Annotated in this window: 21 protein-coding genes and 1 pseudogene; 14 read left to right on the top strand and 8 right to left on the bottom strand. The window is 67.2% G+C overall.

Annotated features, from left to right (window positions below):
• Positions 1-192: 192 nt before the first annotated feature.
• Genes A3M1_RS0113745 through A3M1_RS0113730 form a run of 4 tightly spaced genes read left to right on the top strand, consistent with a single transcriptional unit; the run spans position 193 to position 3,738 of the window.
• On the top strand, positions 193-1,137 hold the full coding sequence (locus tag A3M1_RS0113745) for a metal ABC transporter substrate-binding protein (protein WP_018389558.1): 945 nt from the start codon (positions 193-195) through the stop codon (positions 1,135-1,137).
• Complete coding sequence (locus A3M1_RS0113740) at positions 1,134-2,021, top strand: manganese/iron ABC transporter ATP-binding protein (RefSeq protein ID WP_018389557.1); 888 nt, start codon at positions 1,134-1,136, stop codon at positions 2,019-2,021. The genes A3M1_RS0113745 and A3M1_RS0113740 overlap by 4 nt, the downstream gene beginning before the upstream one ends.
• A 35-nt stretch (positions 2,022-2,056) precedes the next feature.
• Entirely contained in the window at positions 2,057-2,896 is an 840-nt protein-coding gene (locus A3M1_RS0113735; RefSeq protein WP_305803841.1) for a metal ABC transporter permease, read from the top strand.
• Positions 2,893-3,738 (top strand): metal ABC transporter permease, encoded by an 846-nt coding sequence (locus A3M1_RS0113730; RefSeq protein ID WP_018389555.1) that lies wholly within the window; start codon positions 2,893-2,895, stop codon positions 3,736-3,738. The genes A3M1_RS0113735 and A3M1_RS0113730 overlap by 4 nt, the downstream gene beginning before the upstream one ends.
• Positions 3,739-3,775: 37 nt before the next feature.
• On the opposite strand, the gene A3M1_RS0113725 is transcribed toward A3M1_RS0113730, so the two are convergent.
• The 4 genes from A3M1_RS0113725 to A3M1_RS0113710 form a co-directional block, all read right to left on the bottom strand.
• A complete protein-coding gene (locus tag A3M1_RS0113725) occupies positions 3,776-4,060 on the bottom strand; it encodes a hypothetical protein (protein WP_245261673.1) in 285 nt (94 codons plus the stop codon).
• 126 nt (positions 4,061-4,186) lie between these two features.
• Positions 4,187-5,779 (bottom strand): efflux transporter outer membrane subunit, encoded by a 1,593-nt coding sequence (locus tag A3M1_RS0113720; RefSeq protein ID WP_245261672.1) that lies wholly within the window; start codon positions 5,777-5,779, stop codon positions 4,187-4,189.
• Positions 5,780-5,825: 46 nt separating this feature from the next.
• A complete protein-coding gene (locus tag A3M1_RS0113715) occupies positions 5,826-8,996 on the bottom strand; it encodes an efflux RND transporter permease subunit (RefSeq protein WP_018389552.1) in 3,171 nt (1,056 codons plus the stop codon).
• A 9-nt stretch (positions 8,997-9,005) separates the two neighbouring features.
• Positions 9,006-10,274, bottom strand: a complete 1,269-nt coding sequence (locus tag A3M1_RS0113710) for an efflux RND transporter periplasmic adaptor subunit (protein ID WP_018389551.1) — start codon at positions 10,272-10,274, stop codon at positions 9,006-9,008.
• A 108-nt stretch (positions 10,275-10,382) separates the two neighbouring features.
• Between A3M1_RS0113710 and A3M1_RS0113705 the strand changes: the two genes are divergently transcribed.
• Entirely contained in the window at positions 10,383-11,060 is a 678-nt protein-coding gene (locus tag A3M1_RS0113705; RefSeq protein ID WP_245261671.1) for a TetR/AcrR family transcriptional regulator, read from the top strand.
• Between the two features lie 15 nt (positions 11,061-11,075).
• On the opposite strand, the gene A3M1_RS0113700 is transcribed toward A3M1_RS0113705, so the two are convergent.
• Positions 11,076-11,996: a hydrogen peroxide-inducible genes activator gene (locus A3M1_RS0113700; RefSeq protein ID WP_018389549.1), complete on the bottom strand. Its 921-nt coding sequence runs from the start codon at positions 11,994-11,996 to the stop codon at positions 11,076-11,078.
• Between the two features lie 93 nt (positions 11,997-12,089).
• On the opposite strand from A3M1_RS0113700, the gene A3M1_RS0113695 reads away from it, so the two are divergent.
• The 8 genes and pseudogenes from A3M1_RS0113695 to A3M1_RS25065 all read left to right on the top strand — a co-directional run bounded on the left by A3M1_RS0113695 (position 12,090) and on the right by A3M1_RS25065 (position 18,599).
• Positions 12,090-12,326 carry a hypothetical protein gene (locus tag A3M1_RS0113695; RefSeq protein WP_018389548.1) on the top strand — a complete coding sequence of 79 codons (237 nt, stop codon included), beginning with the start codon at positions 12,090-12,092 and terminating at the stop codon, positions 12,324-12,326.
• Positions 12,327-12,513: 187 nt separating this feature from the next.
• Positions 12,514-13,500, top strand: coding sequence for a TerC family protein (locus A3M1_RS0113690; RefSeq protein ID WP_018389547.1), 987 nt, complete (start codon positions 12,514-12,516; stop codon positions 13,498-13,500).
• Positions 13,501-13,628: 128 nt separating this feature from the next.
• On the top strand, positions 13,629-14,624 hold the full coding sequence (locus A3M1_RS0113685; RefSeq protein ID WP_018389546.1) for a sodium-dependent bicarbonate transport family permease: 996 nt from the start codon (positions 13,629-13,631) through the stop codon (positions 14,622-14,624).
• 161 nt (positions 14,625-14,785) lie between these two features.
• On the top strand, positions 14,786-15,235 hold the full coding sequence (locus A3M1_RS0113680; protein WP_018389545.1) for a DUF3429 domain-containing protein: 450 nt from the start codon (positions 14,786-14,788) through the stop codon (positions 15,233-15,235).
• Complete coding sequence (locus tag A3M1_RS0113675) at positions 15,232-16,212, top strand: NAD(P)/FAD-dependent oxidoreductase (protein ID WP_018389544.1); 981 nt, start codon at positions 15,232-15,234, stop codon at positions 16,210-16,212. The genes A3M1_RS0113680 and A3M1_RS0113675 overlap by 4 nt, the downstream gene beginning before the upstream one ends.
• Positions 16,209-16,571: a DUF393 domain-containing protein gene (locus A3M1_RS0113670; protein ID WP_018389543.1), complete on the top strand. Its 363-nt coding sequence runs from the start codon at positions 16,209-16,211 to the stop codon at positions 16,569-16,571. The genes A3M1_RS0113675 and A3M1_RS0113670 overlap by 4 nt, the downstream gene beginning before the upstream one ends.
• A gap of 8 nt (positions 16,572-16,579) precedes the next feature.
• Positions 16,580-17,251: an SDR family NAD(P)-dependent oxidoreductase gene (locus A3M1_RS0113665; RefSeq protein ID WP_018389542.1), complete on the top strand. Its 672-nt coding sequence runs from the start codon at positions 16,580-16,582 to the stop codon at positions 17,249-17,251.
• Positions 17,252-17,429: 178 nt separating this feature from the next.
• A pseudogene (locus A3M1_RS25065) lies at positions 17,430-18,599 on the top strand (zinc-dependent alcohol dehydrogenase).
• 74 nt (positions 18,600-18,673) lie between these two features.
• Here the strand turns inward: A3M1_RS25065 and A3M1_RS0113655 are convergent.
• From A3M1_RS0113655 to A3M1_RS0113645, 3 genes are read right to left on the bottom strand one after another with little or no spacing between them, the layout of a single operon-like run.
• Positions 18,674-19,513, bottom strand: a complete 840-nt coding sequence (locus A3M1_RS0113655; protein ID WP_018389539.1) for a xanthine dehydrogenase family protein subunit M — start codon at positions 19,511-19,513, stop codon at positions 18,674-18,676.
• Between the two features lie 9 nt (positions 19,514-19,522).
• Complete coding sequence (locus tag A3M1_RS0113650; RefSeq protein ID WP_018389538.1) at positions 19,523-20,050, bottom strand: (2Fe-2S)-binding protein; 528 nt, start codon at positions 20,048-20,050, stop codon at positions 19,523-19,525.
• Positions 20,051-20,095: 45 nt separating this feature from the next.
• The gene (locus A3M1_RS0113645; RefSeq protein WP_018389537.1) at positions 20,096-20,581 is read right to left on the bottom strand and encodes a carbon monoxide dehydrogenase subunit G; all 486 of its coding nucleotides are present in this window, start codon (positions 20,579-20,581) and stop codon (positions 20,096-20,098) included.
• 431 nt (positions 20,582-21,012) lie between these two features.
• Between A3M1_RS0113645 and A3M1_RS0113640 the strand changes: the two genes are divergently transcribed.
• Positions 21,013-22,236, top strand: a complete 1,224-nt coding sequence (locus tag A3M1_RS0113640) for an amino acid ABC transporter substrate-binding protein (RefSeq protein WP_018389536.1) — start codon at positions 21,013-21,015, stop codon at positions 22,234-22,236.
• Positions 22,237-22,238 lie beyond the last annotated feature (2 nt).

The raw sequence follows: 22,238 nt of genomic DNA, 5'->3' as shown, positions 1-22,238 counted from the left end.
TGCAGGGGAGCGCAACGCCAGATGGATGTAAGCCGCCGGTCGGCCTTTCGTCCATCGCCATGCGCGCGCACGCGCCCAGCGGCGCCGTCCTGCGCCCGGGATGACCTTTTCTTGATGCAACTCGTTTGCAGTTGCACGACGCTCGACTTCGCGTAGAGTGCTTCTGCAACTCATTCGCAAATGGAGGCTGGCATGTGGAGACAATCGAGGCGCGCAATCCTGGCCAGTCTTCTGGTCGCCGGCCTGGCTGGGCTCGCCGGGGCGCCGGCCGCGCTGGCGCAGGAGAGCGCACCGCAGGGCACGCCGCCAAAATTCAAGGCGGTGACGACCTTCACCGTCATCGCCGACATGGCCCGCAACGTGGCCGGGGATGCAGCGGTGGTGGAATCGATCACCAAGCCCGGCGCGGAGATCCACAATTACGCCCCGACCCCGGGCGACATACAGCGCGCCCAGGGAGCGCAGCTGATCCTCTGGAACGGGCTGAACCTTGAACTCTGGTTCGAGAAGTTCTTCCAGAACCTCAAGGATGTCCCCAGCGTCGTCGTCAGCGACGGCGTCACGCCGATGAGCATTGCCGACGGCCCCTATCGCGGCAAGCCGAACCCGCATGCCTGGATGTCGCCAAGCAACGCGCTAATCTATATCGACAACATCCGCGACGCCTTCGTGAAATACGACCCCGCCAATGCCGCGACCTATGAGGCCAATGCGAGCGCCTACAAGGCGAAGCTGGAGGCGTCGGTGGCGCCGATCCGCGCCGAGCTGGAGACGATCCCCGCCGACAAGCGCTGGCTGGTGACGAGCGAAGGCGCCTTTTCCTATCTCGCCCGCGACTATGGCCTGAAGGAACTCTATCTCTGGCCGATCAATGCCGACCAGCAGGGCACGCCGCAGCAGGTGCGCAAGGTAATCGACGCCGTGCGTAAGAACGGCGTCCCCGCCGTGTTCAGCGAAAGCACGGTTTCCGACAAGCCCGCGCGGCAGGTGGCGCGGGAGACGGGTGCGCTCTATGGCGGCGTGCTCTATGTCGATTCGCTCAGCGAGGCCGACGGCCCCGTGCCAACCTATATCGACCTGCTGCGCGTGACTTCCGGCACGCTCACCAAGGGCCTTTCGCAGGGGTTGTCGCAGTGAACGCGCCCTCCCCTGCCCTGTCGGCGACCGGGCTTTCGGTCAGCGGCCTCACCGTGACGTATCGCAACGGTCACACCGCCCTGCGCGATGCCAGCTTCGCCATTCCGCTGGGCACCATCACGGCCCTTGTCGGGGTGAACGGCTCGGGCAAGTCCACCCTGTTCAAGGCGATCATGGGCTTTGTGCGCCCCGCGGCGGGGGAGATAAGCATCCTCGGCGGCACCGTGGGCGAAGCCCTGCGGCAGAACCTCGTCGCCTATGTCCCGCAGAACGAGGAGGTCGACTGGAACTTCCCGGTGCTGGTCGAGGACGTGGTGATGATGGGCCGCTACGGCCATATGGGGTTCATGCGCATCCCCCGCGCGGCGGACCGGCAGGCGGTGACGCAGGCGCTGGGCCGCGTCGGGATGAACGACTTCCGCACCCGGCAGATCGGCGAACTCTCCGGCGGCCAGAAAAAGCGCGTCTTCCTTGCCCGCGCGCTGGCGCAGGATGCGCGGGTGATCCTGCTCGACGAGCCGTTCACCGGCGTCGACGTGCAGACCGAGCAGGCGATCGTCGCGCTGCTCCGGTCGCTGCGCGATGAGGGCCGGGTGATGCTGGTCTCCACCCACAATCTCGGCAGCGTGCCGGAGTTCTGCGACCGCACCGTGCTGGTCAAGGGCACCGTCCTCGCCCATGGCCCGACCGCCGAAACGTTCACCGAGGCCAATCTGGAAAAGACCTTCGGCGGCGTGCTGCGCCATTTCGTGCTGGGTGGCGCCGGACTGCACGCCGATGACGACAGCCGCCAGATTTCCGTGCTGACCGACGACGAGCGCCCGCTGGTGTTCTATGGCGAGAAGGGCGAATGCCCGCCCCGCACGCGGGAGAACGCCCCGTGATCGACCTTCTGACGGAGCCCTTCGGCTATGAATACATGCGCAACGCCATGTGGGTCTCGGCCCTTGTCGGCGCCGTCTGCGCGTTCCTGTCCTGCTACCTCATGCTCAAGGGCTGGTCGCTGATCGGCGATGCGCTGTCCCACGCCGTCGTTCCCGGCGTCGCCGGCGCCTATATGCTCGGCCTGCCCTATGCGGTCGGCGCCTTCTTCTCCGGCGGGCTCGCCGCCGCCGCCATGCTGTTTCTCAACCAGCGCACCCGGCTGCGGGAAGACGCCATTATCGGGCTGATCTTCTCCTCCTTTTTTGCGCTGGGGCTGTTCATGGTGTCGTTGTCGCCGACCTCGGTGAACATCCAGACCATCGTGCTCGGCAATATCCTCACCATCACCCCCGAGGACACGCTGCAACTCGCGATCATCGGCGTGGTCTCGCTGGCCATCCTCCTGCTGAAATGGAAGGATCTGCTGGCGGTGTTCTTCGACGAGGCGCATGCGCGCTCGATCGGGCTGAAGCCGACCGCGCTGAAGATCATGTTCTTCACACTGCTCTCGGCCTCGACCGTGGCGGCGCTGCAGACGGTGGGCGCCTTTCTCGTCATCTGCCTGGTGGTGACGCCCGGCGCCACCGCCTATCTCCTGAGCGACCGTTTCCCGCGCCTGCTGATGATCGCCGTCACCATCGGTGCCGCAACGAGTTTTGTCGGCGCCTATGTCAGCTATTTCCTCGACGGCGCCACCGGCGGCATCATCGTGGTGCTGCAGACGCTGATCTTCCTCGCTGCCTTTGTCTTCGCCCCCAAGCACGGCATGCTGGCGGCGCGGCGGCGGGCGGCGCAAGCCCTGAAGTCGAATGCCCTCAAGGTCGAGGAGGCATGACCATGGTCGAGAGCCTGCTCGCGCCGTTCCAGTTCCCGTTCATGGTCAATGCGCTCGTCATATCGGCGCTGGTGGCGGTGCCGATGGCGCTGCTGTCCTGTTTCCTGGTGCTGAAGGGCTGGTCGCTGATGGGCGACGCCATTTCGCACGCCGTTTTCCCCGGCGTGGTCATCGCCTATATCGTCGGCCTCCCGCTGGCGGTCGGCGCCTTCGCCGCTGGCATGTTCTGCGCCGTGGCGACGGGATTCCTCAAGGACAACAGCCGGATCAAGCAGGACACGGTGATGGGCATCGTGTTCTCCGGCATGTTCGGCTTCGGACTGGTGCTCTACGTCAAGATCCAGTCGGAAGTGCATCTCGACCACATCCTGTTCGGCGACATGCTCGGCGTTGCCTGGCGGGACATCGGCGAGAGCGCGCTCATCGCCGCCATCGTCGCCGGAATCATCGCGGTGAAGTGGAAGGATTTTCTGCTGCACGCCTTCGACCCCGCGCAGGCGCGCGTGGTCGGGCTGCGGGTCGGGCTGCTGCATTACGGCCTGCTGTGCCTGATCTCACTCGCCATTGTCGGGGCGCTGAAGGCGGTGGGACTGATCCTGGCCATCGCCATGCTGATCGCGCCGGGGGCGATCGCGTTCCTGGTGACGCGCACCTTCGGCGCCATGCTGGCGGCCTCGCTGGTGATCGGCGTCGGGGCGTCTTTTCTGGGGGTCTATCTCTCGTTCTTCCTCGACAGCGCCCCGGCCCCGACCATCGTGCTGGTGATGAGCGCGGTCTTCATCGCCGCCCTGCTGCGCTCGTCGCTGGCGACCCGTCGGATCGAGACGGGAGATGCCGGCTGAGCGACGCCGGCTTTCTCAAACGCTCGGCGCAGGAAGGCTAGACGACGAGCATCAGTGCCAGCCATGCCGACGCCGCCGCCCGGGCAAACACGCCCCATCCGGGCGCCTCCCGCCCGGCGGAGCGCCAGACCGAGACGGTGAGCAGCACATTCAGCGGCAGCGGCAGAAAGAAGATCAGCGCCGCGAGCCAGAGCGGGGCGCCGGCGACATGGGCGGCCAGCGCCGTCCCGCCGGTGATCAGATTGACCAGCGTGCCGACGATGAGCATGTTCCACCAGAAGACGCGCGCCAGCGGCACCTCGCCCCGCCAATGACGTCTCACAAAATCCACCCTGCCACCTCGCGCTGACACACCGGCGCCCCCCCGGACTCCGGGCGCGCCGATGTGCCTTTACGGGAGGTTGCGCGCGAGCGCCACCGGCACCGGCCTTGCGGCTCCGTTGTGCCGTCAGTGGGCGAAGGCCTCAGCGACACCCTGGTTCTCCGGATCGCGCGGCTTGAGGCCGGCACGGTCGAGCGAGACCAGGCGCGGGGCCATTTGCGTGTCGACCACCGCCGGCGTTCGGTCGTCCACCTTGCCGGTCCAGCCGCCACCCAGCGCCTTGTTGAGCGCGACATAGTCGGTGGCGATGGCCACCCGACTGGTGAGGAGCGTGTCGTCAGCGGAATAGGCCGAACGTTCGGCGACCAGCACGTCGAGGAAGCTCGACGAGCCGCTCTGGTAGAGCACGCGGGCAAGCTCCACGGCCTGCCTGTAGGACGCGGCGGAGGCGCTGAGGCTGCGATATTTGATGCGCTCCTGCTGAAGGGAGACGCTGGCATTCTCCACATCCTGCAGGGCGCTTAGCACGGCGGCATGATAGGTGAGGAAATACTCGTCGCGCTGGGCCTGGGCGAAGTCCACCGCCGCCTTCAGCTGCCCGGCGTTGAAGATCGGGATGCTGACGCTCGGTCCGAAGCTCCAGCTGACCGATGAACTCTTGGCGAGATCGCCAACCTTGGCGGCCGAGGTCGTGACCTCGCCGACGAGGCTCACATCGGGGTAGCGCGCGGCCTCGGCCTGGCCGATCTTGGCCGTGTACTGGGCGTATTGGCGCTCGGCGAGGCGCACATCGGGGCGCGAGAGCAGCACATTGGCCGGCACGCCGCGCGGGATCGCCTTGACCGGCGTCGGGATCGGGGCGCTGCGCTTCATGGTTTCGTTCAGCGCGCTCGGCGGCTGGCCGAGCAGGATGGCCAGCTGATGAACGGTCTGCTGGTAGTTCGATTCCAGTTCGGGAATATTGGCCTCGGTGCTCGCCGCCTGCCCTTCCGCATTGGCGACATCGACGGCGGAAGCCGAGCCCGCCTGCAGCTTGGTGCGGGTCAAGGCGGCGGTCTCGCGCTGGGAGACGGCGGTACGCCGCGCCAGCGCCGCCCGCGCCTGATAGCCGCGCGCCTCGACATAATAGGTCGCCACGTCGCCGATCAGGGTGAGCAGCGTGTTGCGCAGCGTCTCCTCGGCGGCATCCAGCCCATAGGTCGCCGCCTCGGCCGCGCGGCGGTTCTCGCCGAACAGGTCAAGCTCCCAGCTGGCATTGGAGCCGAGGGTGAAGGTGTCGAACGGGCCGGAAACCGTCACATCGCCGCTACTGGAAACGTTGCTGCCATTGTCGGCCCGGCTATAGCTGCCCGAGCCGGCAACGGTGGGAGCCAGCGCGCCGATCGCCTGCTGCCGGGTGGCGCGGGCCTGGCGCACCCGCGCCTTGGCGGTGGCGACATCGAGATTGCCGGCGACCGCCTCGTCGACCAGCCGGTTCAGCGTCGGATCGCCAAGCCGCTTCCACCAGTCCGCAAGCTCCGGTGGGCGGTTGTCCGCCTCCTCGCCAGTGACGGTCACGGACGGTGATGCCTTGCCCCAGCTGGCGGGCAGTTGGAAGCCGGGGGCGCGATAGTCAGGCCCGACGGCGCAGCCCCCGAGCAGAGCGGCGAGAAGGAGCGCACCCGCGAGGCGCGGTGCCGCTACAGGGAGGGAGCGGCACTTCATGGGCAGGAAGGACATCGATGCACCTGACCGGCGAATGAGGGGCGTGGCGGGGCGGCGGGGATCAGGCAGAAGGAGCATCGTGAGCCTCCCCGGCCGGACGGGCCGGCGCGGATGTCGGCGTCGCTTCCTCCGTTTCCGGCGCCTTGCCGGGAAAGACCCGGCGCACGACGACGAAGAGCAGCGGCACGAAGAACACGCCGAGCACGGTGGCGGCGATCATGCCGCCCATGACACCGATGCCGATGGCGTTCTGCGCGCCCGAGCCGGCGCCGCTGGCGATCGCAAGCGGGGTGACGCCCAGAATGAAGGCGAAGGAGGTCATCAGGATCGGGCGCAGCCGCTGGCGCGCCGCGTCGAGCGTCGCCTCGACGAGGCCCATGCCATGCGCCTGCCGTTCAAGGGCAAATTCGACGATGAGGATCGCGTTCTTCGCCGCGAGACCAATGGTGGTGAGCAGCCCAACCTTGAAATAGACGTCGTTGCTCTGACCGAACAGGGATGCTGCCAGCAGGGCGCCGAAGATCCCGATCGGCACCGACAGCAGCACCGCGAAAGGGATCGACCAGCTCTCATAGAGCGCGGCAAGGCAGAGAAAGATGACCAGCACCGAGATCGCGTAGAGCGCTGTCGCCTGGTTGGAGGAGAGCCGCTCCTGATGCGAGAGGCCGGTCCATTCATGGTCGTAGCCCGGCGGCAGTTGGGCGATGAGGCTATCGATCGCGTCCATCGCCACGCCGGAGGACACGCCCGGCGCCGCCTGCCCCTGGATTTCCACCGCCGAAGCGCCGTTGAAGCGCTCCAGCCGCGGCGAGCCATATGTCCAGCGTGTCGAGGCGAAAGCCGAGAAGGGCACCATGGCGCCCCCGGAATTGCGCACCTCCCATTTGGCGAGGTCTTCCGGCTGCATGCGGAAATCCGCCGCCGACTGGAGATAGACCTTCTTCACCCGGCCGCGGTCGAGGAAGTCGTTGACATAGTCGCTGCCCCAGGCGGAGGAGAGCGTGTCGTTGATGTCGGCGAGGGAAACGCCGAGAGCGCTCGCCTTCTCCTGGTCGATGTCGACAACGAGTTGCGGCTCGTCTTCCAGCCCGTTCGGGCGGGTTGCGATGAGCCGACGGTCCTGCGCCGCCATGCCAAGAAGCTGGTTGCGGGCCGCTATCAGCTTCTCATGGCCGGCACCGGTAACGTCCTGAAGATAGAAGCTGAAGCCGCCGGAATTGCCCATTCCCTGGATCGCTGGCGGCATGAGGGTGAAGACCATGGCGTCGCGCGCGTGCAGCGCCGCCATCGCCCGGCCGGCAACCGCGCTGGCGGAAACTGCTGGGGATTTGCGCTCGTCGAAGGGGCGCAGCTGCACGAAGGCGATGCCAAGGTTCTGCCCCTGTCCGCTGAAGCCGAAGCCGTTGACGGTGAACACACCCTGGACGGCATCCTTCTCATCCTCGAGGAAGTGGGCCCGGACCTTGTCGAGCTCCTGCTCGGTGCGGTCGGCAGTGGCGCCGGCCGGCAACTGCACCATGGTGATGAGCATGCCCTGGTCCTCCTCCGGCAAAAAGGAGGAGGGCAGCCGGGCGAACATCCAGCCCATGCCGAGGGCGAGGGCGAGGAACACCACGAGAAAGCGGCCCGAGCGCGCCAGTATGCCGGCGGTCCCGCTGCGGTAGGCGTTGGTGGTGCGGTCGAAATTGCGGTTGAACCAGCCGAACACGCCACGGCTCTTGGCGTGCTCCTTCGGCGGCTTGAGCAGGGTCGCGCACAGGGCGGGGGTCAGGACAAGCGCCACCACCACGGACAGTACCATGGCCGAGACGATGGTCACGGAGAACTGGCGATAGATCACGCCGACAGAGCCGCCGAAGAAGGCCATCGGGATGAATACGGCCGAGAGCACGGTGGCGATGCCGACCAGCGCGCCGGTGATCTCGCCCATGGATTTGCGGGTCGCCTCCTTCGGCGAGAGCCCTTCCTCCTCCATCACGCGCTCGACATTCTCGACCACGACGATGGCGTCGTCGACCAGCAGGCCGATGGCCAGCACCATCGCGAACATGGTCAGCGTGTTGATGGAATAGCCGAACAGCGCCAGCACGCCGAAGGTGCCGAGCAGCACCACCGGCACGGCGAGCGAAGGGATAAGCGTTGCGCGAAAGTTCTGCAGGAAGACGAACATTACCACGAAGACGAGGACGATCGCCTCGAACAGCGTGCGCACCACCTCCTCGATGGAGAGCAGCACAAAGGGCGTGGTGTCGTAGGGATAGACGACCTCCACCCCTTCCGGGAAGGTCGGCTTCATCCGTTCAATGGCGGCCTTGACCTTCTCCGCCGTGTCGATGGCATTGGCACCCGTGCCCAGATTGATGGCAAGCCCGCCCGCCGCCATGCCGTTGTAGCGGGAGGAGGTGGTGTAGGTCTCCGCGCCGAGTTCCACCGTCGCCACATCGTTGACCCGCACCAGCGAGCCGTCCGTGGTGCTCTTGAGGATGATGTTGCGGAACTGCTCGGGCGTTTGCAGCCGCGAGCGCGCCGTGACCGTGGCGTTGAGTTGCTGGCCCTGCCGCGCCGGCAGGCCGCCGAGCTGGCCGGCGGAAACCTGCGTGTTCTGCGCCTCGATGGCGCTTGCCACGTCGCTCGGCATCAACTGGTACTTGGAGAGCTTTTCGGGGTCGAGCCATATGCGCATCGCATAGGAGGAGCCGAACAGCGTGGTGGAGCCCACGCCCTCAATGCGCCGCAGCGTGTCGTTGAGGGTGGAATCGATATAATCGGACACATCGGTCGACGACATCTGCCCATCGGTCGAGACGAAACCGATGACCATCAGGAAGCCGTCCGAGGCCTTGTCGACCGAGATGCCATTCGTCTGCACCACGCTCGGCAATTGCGGGGTGACGAGCTGCAGCTTGTTCTGCACCTGCATCTGCGCGATGTCGGGATCGGCAGCGTTGGTGAAGGTCAGCGTGATCGTCGACTGCCCGGTCGAGAGCGAGGTCGCCGACATGTAGTCGAGATTGTCGATGCCGGTCAGGCCCTGCTCGATGACCTTGGTCACCGAATTCTCCACGGTCTGGGCATCGGCGCCGGGATAGGAGGCCGTGACACTAACCGTCGGCGGAGCGATCTGCGGGTACTGCGCGATGGGCAGGGTGTTCAGCGCCAGCAGGCCGCCGAGCATGATCAGCAGCGCGAGAACCCAGGCGAAGACCGGGCGGTCGATGAAGAAACGGGACATGAACGCGCCTCAGTTCGACGTGGCTGTCGGAGACCCGGCGGACGCGCCGGCCATGGCCTGACTGCCGGCGGGAACAGGCGCGGTGCTCTGCTGGCCACGCTCGCGCACTTCGCCGGTGGTCTCGTCCACCACGACGTCGACGGGAGTGACGTCCTGGCCCGGGCGGGCGAACTGGCTGCCCTCGACAATGACGCGGTCGCCATCCGTGATACCGCCATCGACCAGCCAGCTGTTGCCGACGCTGCGCGACACGGTGAGTACCCGCTGCTCGACTTTGTTGTCGGCATTGACGACGAGCGCCACCGGCTCGCCCTTGGTGTTGCGCGTCACCCCGCGCTGGGGAACCAGGAAGCTGTCAGGCGCCACGCCCTCCTCGATGAGGGCGCGCACATACATGCCGGGCAGAAGCAGCCGGTCCGGGTTGGGAAACTGCGCCCGCACGCCATAGGTGCCGGTGGTCGTGTCGACATAGGCCGAGGTGAATTCCAGCGTGCCGGGATGGGCGTAGGTTTCGCCATTGTCGAGTTCGAGCCGCACCTGGACCCGGTCGCCGGAAATCTTGATCCGCCCGTCGCGGATCGCTTGGCGCAGGTTCAGCAGGTTCGTGCTCGACTGGGTGACGTCGACATTGATCGGGTCCAGCGTGCGGATGGTGGTAAGCGCCGTGTCCTGGCTCGCCGTGACCAGTGCTCCGGGGGTCAGGGTCGACTTGTCGATCCGCCCGCCAATCGGCGCGGTGATGCGGGTGTAGTCGAGATTAATGCGAGCGGTGTCGACATCGGCCTTGGCGGCGGCCACATCGGCCCGGGCCTGCGCCAGCGAGGCGACGGCGTCGTCGTAATCCTGCTTGCTCACCGCGTTCTGCTTGATGAGCCCTTGATAGCGCTCGACCTTGGACTGGGCGCTCGGCACCGCCGCCTCAGCCTTCTGCTGGCTGGCGACCGCGCTGTCATAGGCGGCCTGATAGCTCGCCGGGTCGATCTGGTAGAGCGCGTCGCCCGCCTTGACCTCCGAGCCTTCCTCGAACAGGCGCGACTTGATGATGCCGCCGACCTGCGGGCGCACCTCGGCAACGAGCGAGGCGGTGGTGCGGCCGGGCATCTCGGCGGTGATGGCGACGGACTGCGGGCGCACCGTCACCACGCCGACCTGCGGGCGCCCCTGCGCGCCCGGGCCCTGCGGCTGGCCGGCCTCGCGGCCATCGCAACCGACGAGCGCGAGAAGCAGGGCGAGAGTGCTGGGAAGAAGCGCCGAACGCGCGGGGCGAAATGACGCCACAGTGAAAATCCCTATATAGAGTACCGTTGCGTATCTATATTATCGAAATTGTTGATCTGTCAATTGGTGCGCTCGGATGGTCGGCCGGGTCCTGGAGGGGAGAGTTTCGTGTCACAGGCTGAGGGTGAGGTGCGGGCGCCGCAGCGCCGTTCCCGGGGACGTCCGAAAACGGCGCCGGACTCCGCCCGGCGCAGGGACATCGTGGCGCAGGCGCTGCAGATCTTTCGTGAGCTTGGCTATGCGCGGATGACGACCGACACCGTGGCCGCCCGCTGCCAGATCTCCAAGACCACGCTCTACCGGCTGTTCCCCAGCAAGACCGCGCTCATGGCGGCGATCATCGAGGCTCATACCGAGAGCATGATCGACCTGCCGCACGACTATGACCATCTATCTCTGGCCGAGGCGCTCGACCGCATCTTCTTCAACGAGATCGACGACGAGGCTGATCGCGAGCGCTTTGCCTTCCTGCAGTTCCTGTTTCTGGAGGCGGCGGTAAACCCCGAGCTCAAGGAGATTTCCGACAAGTTCGGCCGCCATGCCGTGCTCGGGCTACTCACCGACTGGATCGACCACCAGCGCTCTCTTGGCCGGGTCGACGTACCGGACTCACACGATGCCGCCTCCATGCTGATGGACCTCGTGGGGGGATCGATCGCGCTCACCCGCGACGGCCGGATGCAATGGCCCGGCAGCGAGCGGCGCCGCGCCTATGTGCGCGAGTGCATCCGGGTGTTTCTCGGCGGGGTGGCGACGCGGCCGATGCCGGCCGGCGACGCGCCCTAGAGCCGGGGCGTCCACTCAACGTGAAGCGAGGCCAAGCCCCGCGCAGGTGGCCTCGCTCTCGCGCGCCAGTTCCTCAAACTGCCCCGCGCGCCCATTGCCGGCGCGCCAGAAATAACCCATGTCGCGACTGGCCGGCCAGCCATCGAGGGTGAGCAGGGCGATGTCGTCCTCCATCCGGAACTCCGAGCGCGCATAAAGCTCGGGGAACAGCGACATGCCCATGCCCATCACCACCATCTGCCGCAGCGCGTCGAGGCTGGTGCCCTCATAATCCTCCCGCATGTCCGCGCCGCAGGCCGCAGCAAGCTCACGGGTCCGCTCGAACAGATGGTGCCCGCGCCCGAGCGTCAGCAGCCGCTCGCCCCGCAGCGCCTGCGGGTCGACATGACCGATGCTGGCGAGTGGATGGTCCTTGGGCACGCCGAGAAAGATCGTCTCGCGGCACAGCCGCCGGAAGGTGACGGCATGGCCGGAATCCGGCGCTGGCCCCAAGCCGCAGTCGAGCGCGCCGGCAACCACCTCGCGCAGGATCACCGCCGGGCGTTCCTCCTTGATGTAGATCTGCAGCGCGGGATAGCGGGCATGGAGGGAGGGCAGCAGGTAGGGCAGAAAATAGGGCCCGAAGGTCGGTGCCACACCGAGCCGGATCAGCCCGCCGAGATTGCGCGCCCCGCTCGCCGCCACCGCCACAATGTCGTCCAGCGTCAGCAGCACGGCCCGCGCCGCCTCGATCACCCGCCCGCCGATGGCGGTGGGCTGCACCCGGCCGGGCGTGCGGTCAAACAGCGTGGCGCCAAGCTGCGCCTCCAGCTGGGCAATCTGCACGGAGAGGGTCGGCTGCGAGACATGGCAGCGCCGCGCCGCCGCGCCGAAATGGCCGGTCTCGGCCAGGGCGACGGCATATTCGAGCTGGCGATGGGTCGGACGGAAGGCCATGCCGATAGTTCCAATCTATCGATGATATTGAGACTATGCATTGGAACTATGATGGCGTCCACGTCATCTTGCCCTCATTGAAAGGAGGGTGACGTGGACCAGTTCCTCAAATCACTGACCACCCGCAGCCAGATGCTGGATGTCGAACTCGCGGCCGAACGCCGGCGCGAAAAGCCCGACGGCGAGCGCCTGATGGCGCTCAGGCGCATCAAGCGCCAGTTGCTGGCGCAGATCGAGTATCTCCGCCGCGAGGGCCGCGAGAGGGCCGAGGTGAGGGTCTCGCGTCGGCCAGGGCGGTTCACCGATCTAAGCCTCCCGCCGCTGCGCTGAGCGCCACGTCGCCGCCTTAACCCCTTCCAGCCGAGGCCCGGGTCCCTCTGACGGCAGCGCGCCGCCATGTCGGTCCTCCCCCTACCCGCACTCCCCAGCGCATGTTCGCACGGACGACCTACGGCGCCTTCCCGGCGCCGTGGGCCGGCGTGCCGGCGTGTGTCTTGGGGGCTGAACCGAGGACCCGATGGACACATTGATAACGCTGATCACCGCCGACATCGTCGGCACGCCCGCCTGGCTCTGGCTGAGCTTTCTCGCCATCGTCTTCATCCTGCTCGCCTTCGATCTCGGCGTGCTGAACAAGGGCGACAAGGAACTCGGTATCGGCGAAAGCCTCCGGCTCTCGCTGTTCTATATCTTCGTCGCCGTGCTGTTCGGCGGCTGGGTCTGGTACTCGCGAGGGGCCGACGCCAGCATGCAGTACTTCACCGGCTATGCGATCGAGAAGGCGCTCTCGATCGACAATGTCTTCGTCATCTCGCTGATCTTCAGCTACTTCGCCATTCCCCGCATCTACCAGTACCGCGCGCTCGTCTGGGGCATCATCGCGGTGCTGGTGCTGCGCGGCCTCATGATCGGCGTCGGCGCCGCGCTGGTGCAGGAATATGACTGGGTGCTGCTGCTATTCGGCGCCTTCCTCGTCGCGACCGGCATCAAGATGCTGATCGTCAAGGAGGGCGAGCAGGACATCTCCAAGAACCCGGTGGTGCGCCTGCTCTCGCGGGTGCTGCGGGTGACGCCGCAGCTGCATGGCCAGCGCTTCATCGTGCGCCAGCCGCACCCGGTGACGGGCAAGTTGGTGCTCTGGGTGACGCCGCTTTTCCTGGCGCTGGTCGTCATCAACATTGCCGACCTGGTCTTCGCGGTCGACTCGGTGCCGGCGATCTTCGCCATCACCACCGACACCTACATCGTCTTCACCGCCAACATCATGGCGATCCTTGGCCTGCGCGCCCTCTACTTCGCACTCGCCGCCATGGTGCACCGCTTCGAGTACCTGAAATACGCCCTGGCGCTCGTGCTGGTGTTCATAGGCGGCAAGATCTTCTGGAACTACTTCTACGGCAAGCTCGACCCGGCGGTCTCGCTTTCGGTCACTTTGGCGATGATCGCCGGTGGCGTTGTCTTCTCGCTGTGGAAGACCCGCAAGACCGGGCTTGGCGCCCATTGATCCCAAGGCCGGCGCCACGGCGCCGGCCTTTCCCCTGAAGCCTTCAAGGGCCGGGCCGGCCGCCGCGCAGAGCGGTGCCGCGCCCGGCTCTCGCCTGTCCGCCACGTGCCATCCACCGAGGGAACCCCATGTCGCTCGCCAGTGCCGCCCTGCTCTCGCCCCCGGTCCTGTGTTTCGGCCTCGGGGCGCTCGCCTGCGCCCTGCGGAGCAATCTGCGCGTGCCGGCGCCCGTGTTCGAGGCGGTATCGATTTATCTCCTCCTCGCCATCGGGCTGAAGGGCGGAGCGGAACTGGCGGAGACACGCTGGGCGGAGTTCGCCGCTCCGGCGGGCGCGGCGCTGGCGCTCGGCCTGTTCATCCCGCTCTGGTGCTTCGTCGCGCTGCGCCGGCTCGCCGGCTTCGGCGTGGCGGACGCCGCCTCGCTCGCCGCGCATTACGGCTCGGTCTCCGCCGTCACTTTCATAGCGGTGGTGAGCTATCTCGCCCGGGCCGGCATTCCCCATGAAGGCTTCATGAACGCCATATTGGCGCTGATGGAAGCCCCGGCGATCCTCGTCGCGCTGCTTCTCGCCCGCATGGTCAGGGACCGGGCGGCGGACAGGGCCGGCATTGACGCGGCGCACAGCGCCCAGCCCTCGCTGGGTGCGGCCTTGCGCGAGGTGATCTCTTCCAAGAGTTTCGTGCTGCTGGTCGGCGGGCTCGCCATTGGCGGGGTGATCGGCAAGGCCGGCATGGCCCCGGTGCAGCCCTTCTTCGGCGATCTGTTCCTCGGCTTCCTCTGCCTGTTCCTGCTGGAACTCGGCATCGTCGCGGCGGAGAAGGCGGACGAGGCCTGGAAGGCGGGCGGCCGGCTGCTGGCCTTCGCGATCGCCGCGCCGCTGGTTAATGGCGGGCTGGGACTGTTGGCAGGGGCTGCCGCTGGCCTCTCGGAAGGCGGGGCGATCGTGCTGGCGACGCTGGCGGCCAGCGCCTCCTACATCGCGGCGCCCGCAGCGGTCCGCCTCGCCCTGCCGCAGGCCAATGCCGCCTATGCGCTTGCCGCCGCCCTCGCCGTCACCTTCCCGTTGAACGTAGTGATCGGCATCCCGCTCTATGCCGCGCTGGCAGGGCTGATCTATCGCTAGAGCGTTTTCGAGCGAAGTGGATACCGGTTCGCGTGAAGAAAACGCGACTAAACAAAGAATGAGATCATTTCACCGTTTCCATGAAAAGGGGAAATGATCTAGGCGCCGGGCCATGGGTGCGGCACCCTGATCCGGGCCGAACGCCGCACCGTAGAAGCCGCATGATCCCGGCTCCTGCCTCTTTCGCCCCTGCCTCCACCGTCCGCGTCACCGCCTGGTTGCTCGCGGCGGCCGGGACGCTGCCCTTCCTCGCCGCCATCGCCGATGCCGCGCTGCTCGGGGGGAGCCGGCTCGGCATGGTGCAGATTTATGGCGCGCTGATCGCCTCCTTCATCTGCGGCATGCACTGGGCGGCGGCGCTGTTTGCGCCCCAGACCCTGGCTGTCCGGCTCTTCCTGCTGAGCAACGTCGGCGCGCTGATTGCCTGGCTGGCGGCGCTGCTGCCGCCGCAGCCTGGCTTTCTGCTGCTGGCCGCGATTTTCGCAGCGCTGCTCGGCATCGACCGGCATCTGCGCGTAGGCGGGCTTTGGCCCGATTGGTTCTGGCAGCTGCGTGTCGTCATCAGCGCGATGGTGGTGGGCGCCTGCATCTGGATCGGGCTGACCGCATGAAACGCATCGCCATTATCGGCGCCGGCCTCTCCGGACTGACGCTTGCCCAGGCGCTGAAGGGGCGGGCGGAGGTCACCGTGATCGAGAAGGCGCGTGGCCCCGGCGGGCGCACCGCCTCACGCCGCGAGGGCGTATATCGCTTCGACCATGGTGCGCCCTGCTTCACCGCGCGTACGCCGGCCTTCCTGGCCTGGCTGGCCCCTCTGCTGACAGCGGGCGTGGTGGCCGAGTGGCCAGGTGCGGTGATTAATCTCCAGGCCGGCCGCGTCGCCGGCATCCGCCATCAATCCGAGCGCCTGCTCGTCGGCGTTCCCGGGATGAACGCTCTCGCCGGGCATCTTGCCGGGGCCATCGATGTCCGGGCCGGAACCGATGTGGCGCCGCTCGGTGGCGGGGCGGGGCCCTACCCTCTCGCCAGCGTCAGCGGCGAGGCGCTGGGCACGTTCGACCTCGTGGTCTCCACCGCGCCGACGCACCAGACCCGGGCGCTGTTCAGCGCGGCGGCGGGCGCGGCAGTCCTGCCTGAAGCCACGATGAAGCCCCGTCATGCCCTGATGGTCGCGATCGACAAACCCTGGTTCGAGGGCTGGGTCGCCGCCCGGGTGAGGGGCGGGCCGCTGCGCTGGATCACCGTCGACAGTTCGAAGCCCGGGCGCGCGCGCGATGTCACCACCCTCGTCGCCCAGACCCGAAGCCGCTGGTCGCGACCCAATTGCGACACGCCGGCGGAACTGCTGGCGCCGATGCTGCTGCACGCTCTGCGGGCGGCGTTGCCCTTTGACCTGCCCGAGCCGGTGCTGGTGAAGGCGCACCGCTGGCGCTCGGCGCTGGTTGACCATAGCGAGAGGCCCGGCCCGTGGATCGCGCCGGACGGCAGCTTAGCCGCCACCGGCGACTGGGCCGGCACAAGCCGGATCGAGGAGGTGTGCCTGGCGGCGCTCGATCTCGCCGAAATCATCAAGCGAGACCTGCCATGAGCGCGGTGACGGTCTGGTACGATTCCCAATGCCCACTCTGCCGGCGCGAAATCGCCCTGATGAAGCGCCTCGATCATCGCGGACGGATCGCCTTCGTCGATCTGGAGACAGCCGATTCCTGCCCGGTCGATCGCGCCGACATGCTGGCGCGCCTGCACGCCGCCGAGGAGGGCCAGCTTTATTCCGGTGCAGCGGCCTTTGCCGCCATGTGGCGGCAGATCCCGCTGCTCCGGCCGGTGGGCCTTGCGGCGCGCAACCGTCATGTTCTGGCGCTGCTGGAGTGGAGCTATACGCACTTCCTCCGGCTGCGGCCGCGCCTTCAGAATCTGGCTCGGCGCTTAGAGGAGACGCGCCGGTGAGGCTTGCTGTGGTCATCGGGTCGAGCGGCGGCATCGGCGCGGCGCTGGTCGAGGCGCTGGTCGAGGGCGACGCCTTCGACGCGGTGGTCGGCCTTTCCCGCCGGTCCGCCCCCCGGCTCGACCTGCTTGAGGAGGAGACCGTGGCGCAGGCGGCGCGCCATGTCGCGGCGAACGGAACGCCTCATCTAGTGCTGGACGCCACCGGCCTGTTGTCCGATGCGACGCTGCAGCCGGAGAAGGCGCTGCGGGCGATCGACCCGGCGGCGATGGCGCGTGCCTTCGCCATCAACGCCATTGGGCCGGCGCTGCTGATGAAGCACTTCCTGCCCCTGCTGCCGCGCGCCGCGCCCGCCATCTTCGCGACGCTGTCAGCCAAGGTCGGCAGCATCGGGGATAACCGGCTGGGCGGCTGGTACAGCTACCGCGCTTCCAAGGCCGCGCTTAACCAGCTGGTGCGCTGCGCCGCGATCGAGCTGAAGCGCACCCATGGCGCGGCGATCTGCGTCGCGCTGCACCCGGGCACGGTGTCGACACCGCTGTCGCGCCCCTTCGCCAAGGTCGGGCTGGAGCCGCTTTCCCCCGCCGAAGCCGCGCGCGACCTGCTGGCCAGCCTGACGAGGCTGGGCCCGGCCGACAGCGGCGGCTTCTTCGACCGCCACGGCAACCCGCTGCCCTTCTGAGAGCGGCGGCCGCTTCCAGCCGCACGGCGGCGGCCCCGCCGATACCCAGCTCGCCGATGACAGGATAAGGCGCGGCCGTGCCTGAATAGTGACGGGCGCGGAGGGAACAGGCCGGGGCGCGGGGGATTGACCGGCAGGCATCCGGCCCCTTGTCCCCAAACTACCCAAGGATCCCCCGATGAAAGCGCTGACCTGGCATGGCAAAGGCGACATACGCTGCGACAGCGTGCCGGACCCGAAGATCGAGGATGGCCGCGACGCCATCATCAAGGTGACGGCATGCGCCATCTGCGGCTCCGACCTGCACATCTACGGCGGCATCATCCCCGGCATGGAGCATGGCGACGTGCTCGGCCACGAGACCATGGGCGAAGTGGTCGAGGTTGGTGCCGGCGTCGGCAATCTGAAGGTCGGCGACCGTGTCGTCGTGCCGTTCACGATCTCCTGCGGCGAGTGCTTCTTCTGCACGCGCGGCTTCTATTCCGGCTGCGAGCGCAGCAATCCCGACCGTGCGAAAGCTGCCAAGCTCTAGGGCAATTCCCCCGGCGGCCTGTTCGGCTATTCGCATCTGCTTGGCGGTTATGCCGGCGGTCAGGCAGAATATCTGCGCATTCCCTATGCCGATGTCGGGCCGATCAAGGTGCCTGACGGCATGACGGACGAGCAGGCGCTGTTCCTCTCCGACATCTTTCCGACCGGGTACATGGCAGCGGAGTTCTGCGACATCCAGCCCGGTGACACCGTCGCCATCTGGGGCTGCGGCCCGGTGGGCCAGATGGCGATCCGCTCGGCCTTCCTACTCGGAGCCGAGCGGGTGATCGCCATCGACACCGTGCCCGAGCGCCTGGCGCTGGCCCGGGTCAGCGGCGCGCTGACGCTCGATTTCCACGAAGAGGACATCTATGACCGCCTCATGGAGCTAACCCATGGTCGCGGCGCGGACGGCTGCATCGATGCCGTCGGCACAGAGGCCGACGCCATGGCTAGCGCCGATTCCATGATCGACCGGGTGAAGACGGCGCTGTTCATGGGCACGGATCGACCACATGTGCTGCGCCAGGCTATCCAGTGCTGCCGCAACTTCGGCACAGTCTCCATCGTCGGTGTCTATGGCGGCTTTCTCGACAAGGTGCCGATGGGATCGGCGATCAATCGCGGCCTACGGTTCCGCATGGCCCAGACCCCCGTGCAGCGTTATCTGCCGATGCTGATGGAGCGAATCCAGAACGGCGACATCGACCCGTCCTTCGTCATCACCCACCGCGCCTCGCTGGAGGACGGTCCCGACCTCTACAAGATCTTCCGCGACAAGCATGATGGCTGCATCAAGGTGGTACTCAAACCCTGACAAGAGGCCCGCGCAGCTTTCACCGTTCACGGTCTCGGCTCGCGGGCCAACTTTCACGATCCGAACAGATCGGATCAAGCGCCAGCTACCATCAGTCGCGCCACGGCGCGGCGGGCCATCGCGCCGGCGAGGTGGGCGCGATAGGCGCCGCTGCCATGAATGTCCTCTATCATCTCGTCCGCCGGCGGGACGAGGCCCTCCAGCGCCGCCGGGCAGAAGGCGCCGGCCAGCGCCGTCTCCGCATCGCGCCAGCGGAAAACCCCACCCTGCCCGGCCCCGGTGACGGCGACGCGCACCAGAATTTCGCCGGTCAACGCCTCTCCCGGCGCCACTTCGCCCCGCCAGATGAACACGCCCGCCATGGCATAGCGCGAGGCAGGGTTGCGGAATTTCTCATAGGCCCCCTCCCCGCCGAGCGGAAAGGCGACACGGATGACGATCTCGTCCGGCTCCAGCGCGGTCTCGAACAGGCCGGTGAAGAAGTCGGCCGCAGCGATTTCCCGCCGATCGGTGATGATGGTGGCGTCGAGCGCGAGGCACGCCGCGGGATAGTCGGCGGACGGGTCGTTATTGGCGATCGAGCCGCCCAGTGTGCCGCGATTGCGCACGGCTGGATCGCCGATCAGCCCGGCGAGCGCCGCCAGCGCGGGCAGGCAAGCGCGCACCAGCGGCGAGGCTTCGACCTCGGCATGCCGAGCCATGGCGCCGATCACCAACCGGCCGTCCTCGCGCGAAATGGCGCGCAGGTCCGGCAGGGCGGCAAGGTCCACCAGATCGCTCGGGGCGGCAAGCCGCTGCTTCAGCGTGGCGATCAGCGTCTGGCCACCAGCGAGTGGCTTCGCCTCCTCCCGCGTCTGCAGCAAAGCGACAGCCTGTGTGAGGGTGTCCGGGCGGTGATAGGTGAAGGCGAACATGACGCTCTCCTATTCCTGCCCACCGGCAGGCCCGCCCATAGCGCGCGCGCCTGTGATGATGGCCTTGACGATGTTGTGGTAGCCGGTGCAGCGGCAGATATTCCCTTCCAGATCGGCCCGCACGGTCGCCTCGTCCAGAACGGGACCGTGGCGGCGCACCATGTCCATGGCGACGAGGATCATTCCGGGCGTGCAGAAGCCGCATTGCAGGCCGTGATGCTCGCGGAAGGCCTCCTGCATCGGGTGCAGCGTCTCCGCCGTGGCCACCCCCTCGATCGTCCGCACGTCGCGTCCTTCCACCTGCACAACGAGCACGGCGCAGGCTTTGACCGCCTCGCCATCGACATGCACGGTGCAGGCACCGCATTGGCTGGTGTCGCAGCCGACATGGGTGCCGGTGAGCCGCAACTCGTCGCGCAGCAGCTGCACCAGCAGGGTCCGCGCGTCCACCGTGACGGCGACCGCAGCGCCGTTCACGGTCAGCGCGAGGGCGTGCGTCGGGGGAGCCGGGGCGTCGTTGAACGGACTGGGCTGCATCGCGCTACTCCCACGTGCCGGAGGTGATTGTGGTTCGGGCGGCGATCACGACGCGGCCTCGCTCGGCAGGGCCGGCGCGGGGATCGGCGGCGGGGCGACGATCTCAGCGAAGGCGCTGAAGAACTCGCCCGCCAGCTTGCGGGAGGTGCTGTCGATCAGCCGGGCGCCCAGCTGGGCGATCTTGCCGCCGACCATGGCCTGCGCAGAGTAGTTCAGGAGCGTGGCGCCGTCTTCCTCCGACTCCAGCCAGACGTCGGCGCCCCCCTTTGCGAAACCGGCGACGCCGCCCTGCCCCTCACCCGTGATGCGGTAGCGGTGGGGCGGAACAAGGTCGGACAGCGTCACCGCGCCGGAAAAGCTGGCCTTCACCGGCCCTATCTTCAGGGTGACGCGCGCAGTAAAGGCGGTGGCCGACGCCTGCACCAGTTCCTGGCAACCGGGAATGCACTGGCGAAGGATGTCGGGGTCGTTCAGCGCCTGCCAAACCGCCTCGCGGGGAGCCTCGATGCGCTGCGCGCCGGTCAGTTCCATGTGCCACCTGCCTCCAAAGCCACGCGCCGGCGTCGAAAGCACCGGGCGCGAAATCACGCTCATTCGCCTCGCCCCGCCTGACCGCGGGCGGCGACTGGGACGCCGGGCACATAGCGTCGTCGAAGAGCTAGCAACGCCCATGCCAAGCGGCTCCCCGCCCGCCGATGCGCCCCGCGCGGTGATGGCACTGTCAGTCGGACCGCGACGGAGGGCGCGATTGCCCCCTTGTTCACCGCCGGCTGCCCAAAATTAACGCAGCCATCAACGCCATTAAATATTGAGCAAATCACCCTGATTGGTATGGTTACATAGCACACCATACCATCCGGCAGTGGCACTGACCCGCCGTCGCTGGAGGCGCGCGACACGAAGGCCCCGCCGGGCAGGGGCCGCAGCGACCCTTTGGCATTTCCAGCACAGGAAAGAATCGCATGTTCGCTCACGGTATCCTTCGTTCCGCACGCGCCGGCCTGCTCGCCAGCAGCGTCGCCACCGGCCTTCTTGCCGCCGCGCTGACGTCCCCTGCTTTGGCGCAGGAGACGATCAAGATCGGCGCTCCGCTCGCCCTCACCGGCGGCCTCGCCGACGAAGGCCACAAGCAGGATGTCGTCTGGAAGATGTGGGTCGAAAAGATCAACGCCGCCGGCGGCATCCAGGTGGGCGACAAGAAGCTCAAGGTCGAGCTGATCGAATATGACTACCAGTCGGAAGGTCAGCGGGCCTCCCAGCTCGCCGAGAAGCTGATCAACGACGACAAGGTGCAGTTCCTGTTCTCGCCCTTCGGCTCGGGCCACACCAAGATCGTCGCGGGTGTCGGCGAACGCTACCAGGTGCCGACCATCGCCTGTGTCGCCTCCTCCGAGAGCGTCTATGACCAGACGCTAAAATATCTGTTCGGCACGCTTTCCCCCAATGGCGGCATGACCACCGCCATGGTGAAGTTCTTCAAGGAGAAGTTCCCGGAGACCAAGTCGATCGCCGTGCTCGGCCGCGACGACGTGTTCCCCAAATCCATGGCCGAAGGCATCGCCAAGGCGGCCGAAGCGGGTGGGTTGACCGTCGCCTACAAGGAACTCTATCCGGTTGGCACCATGGACCATGCCGCCGCGCTGTCCTCGATCAAGGCCGCCAAGCCGGACTGGATCTACATCACCGGCTACACCCAGGACCTGATCCTCGCCCGCAAGCAGATGCAGGATCTCGGCGTCACCGCGCCGATCGTCACCATGGTCACCGGCCCGTCCTACAAGGAGTTCACCGACGGCCTCGGCCCGCTGGCCAATGGCATCTCCTCGTCGAGCTGGTGGCATCACCTCACCAGCTATGAGGGCCAGGGCGTGTGGCCGACCACGGCCGCGTTCTATGAGGACTTCAAGGCCCGCACCAAGGGCGACCCGGACTATGTGCACGGCTCCTGCGCGGCGGCGGGCGAGGTCATCGTCGACGCGCTCGCCCGTGCCGGCTCGCTCGACAAGGTCAAGGTGCGCGACGCCATCGCGGCGACCGACATCCAGACCTTCTACGGCCCGATCAAGTTCGGCCCCAACGGCATGAACCTCTCGCGCGAACTGCCGATCATCCAGGTGCAGGACCAGGCGATCAAGGTGCTCGCCCCCGCCGCGATCAAGAACGCCGACATGATCGCCATGCCCTGACC

Origin of the sequence: Ancylobacter sp. FA202, from assembly GCF_000380205.1 — a bacterium.
Lineage (GTDB): Bacteria > Pseudomonadota > Alphaproteobacteria > Rhizobiales > Xanthobacteraceae > Ancylobacter.
The sequence above is the reverse complement of the archived record's forward strand: the minus strand, read 5'-3'. Positions and strand labels throughout refer to the sequence as shown.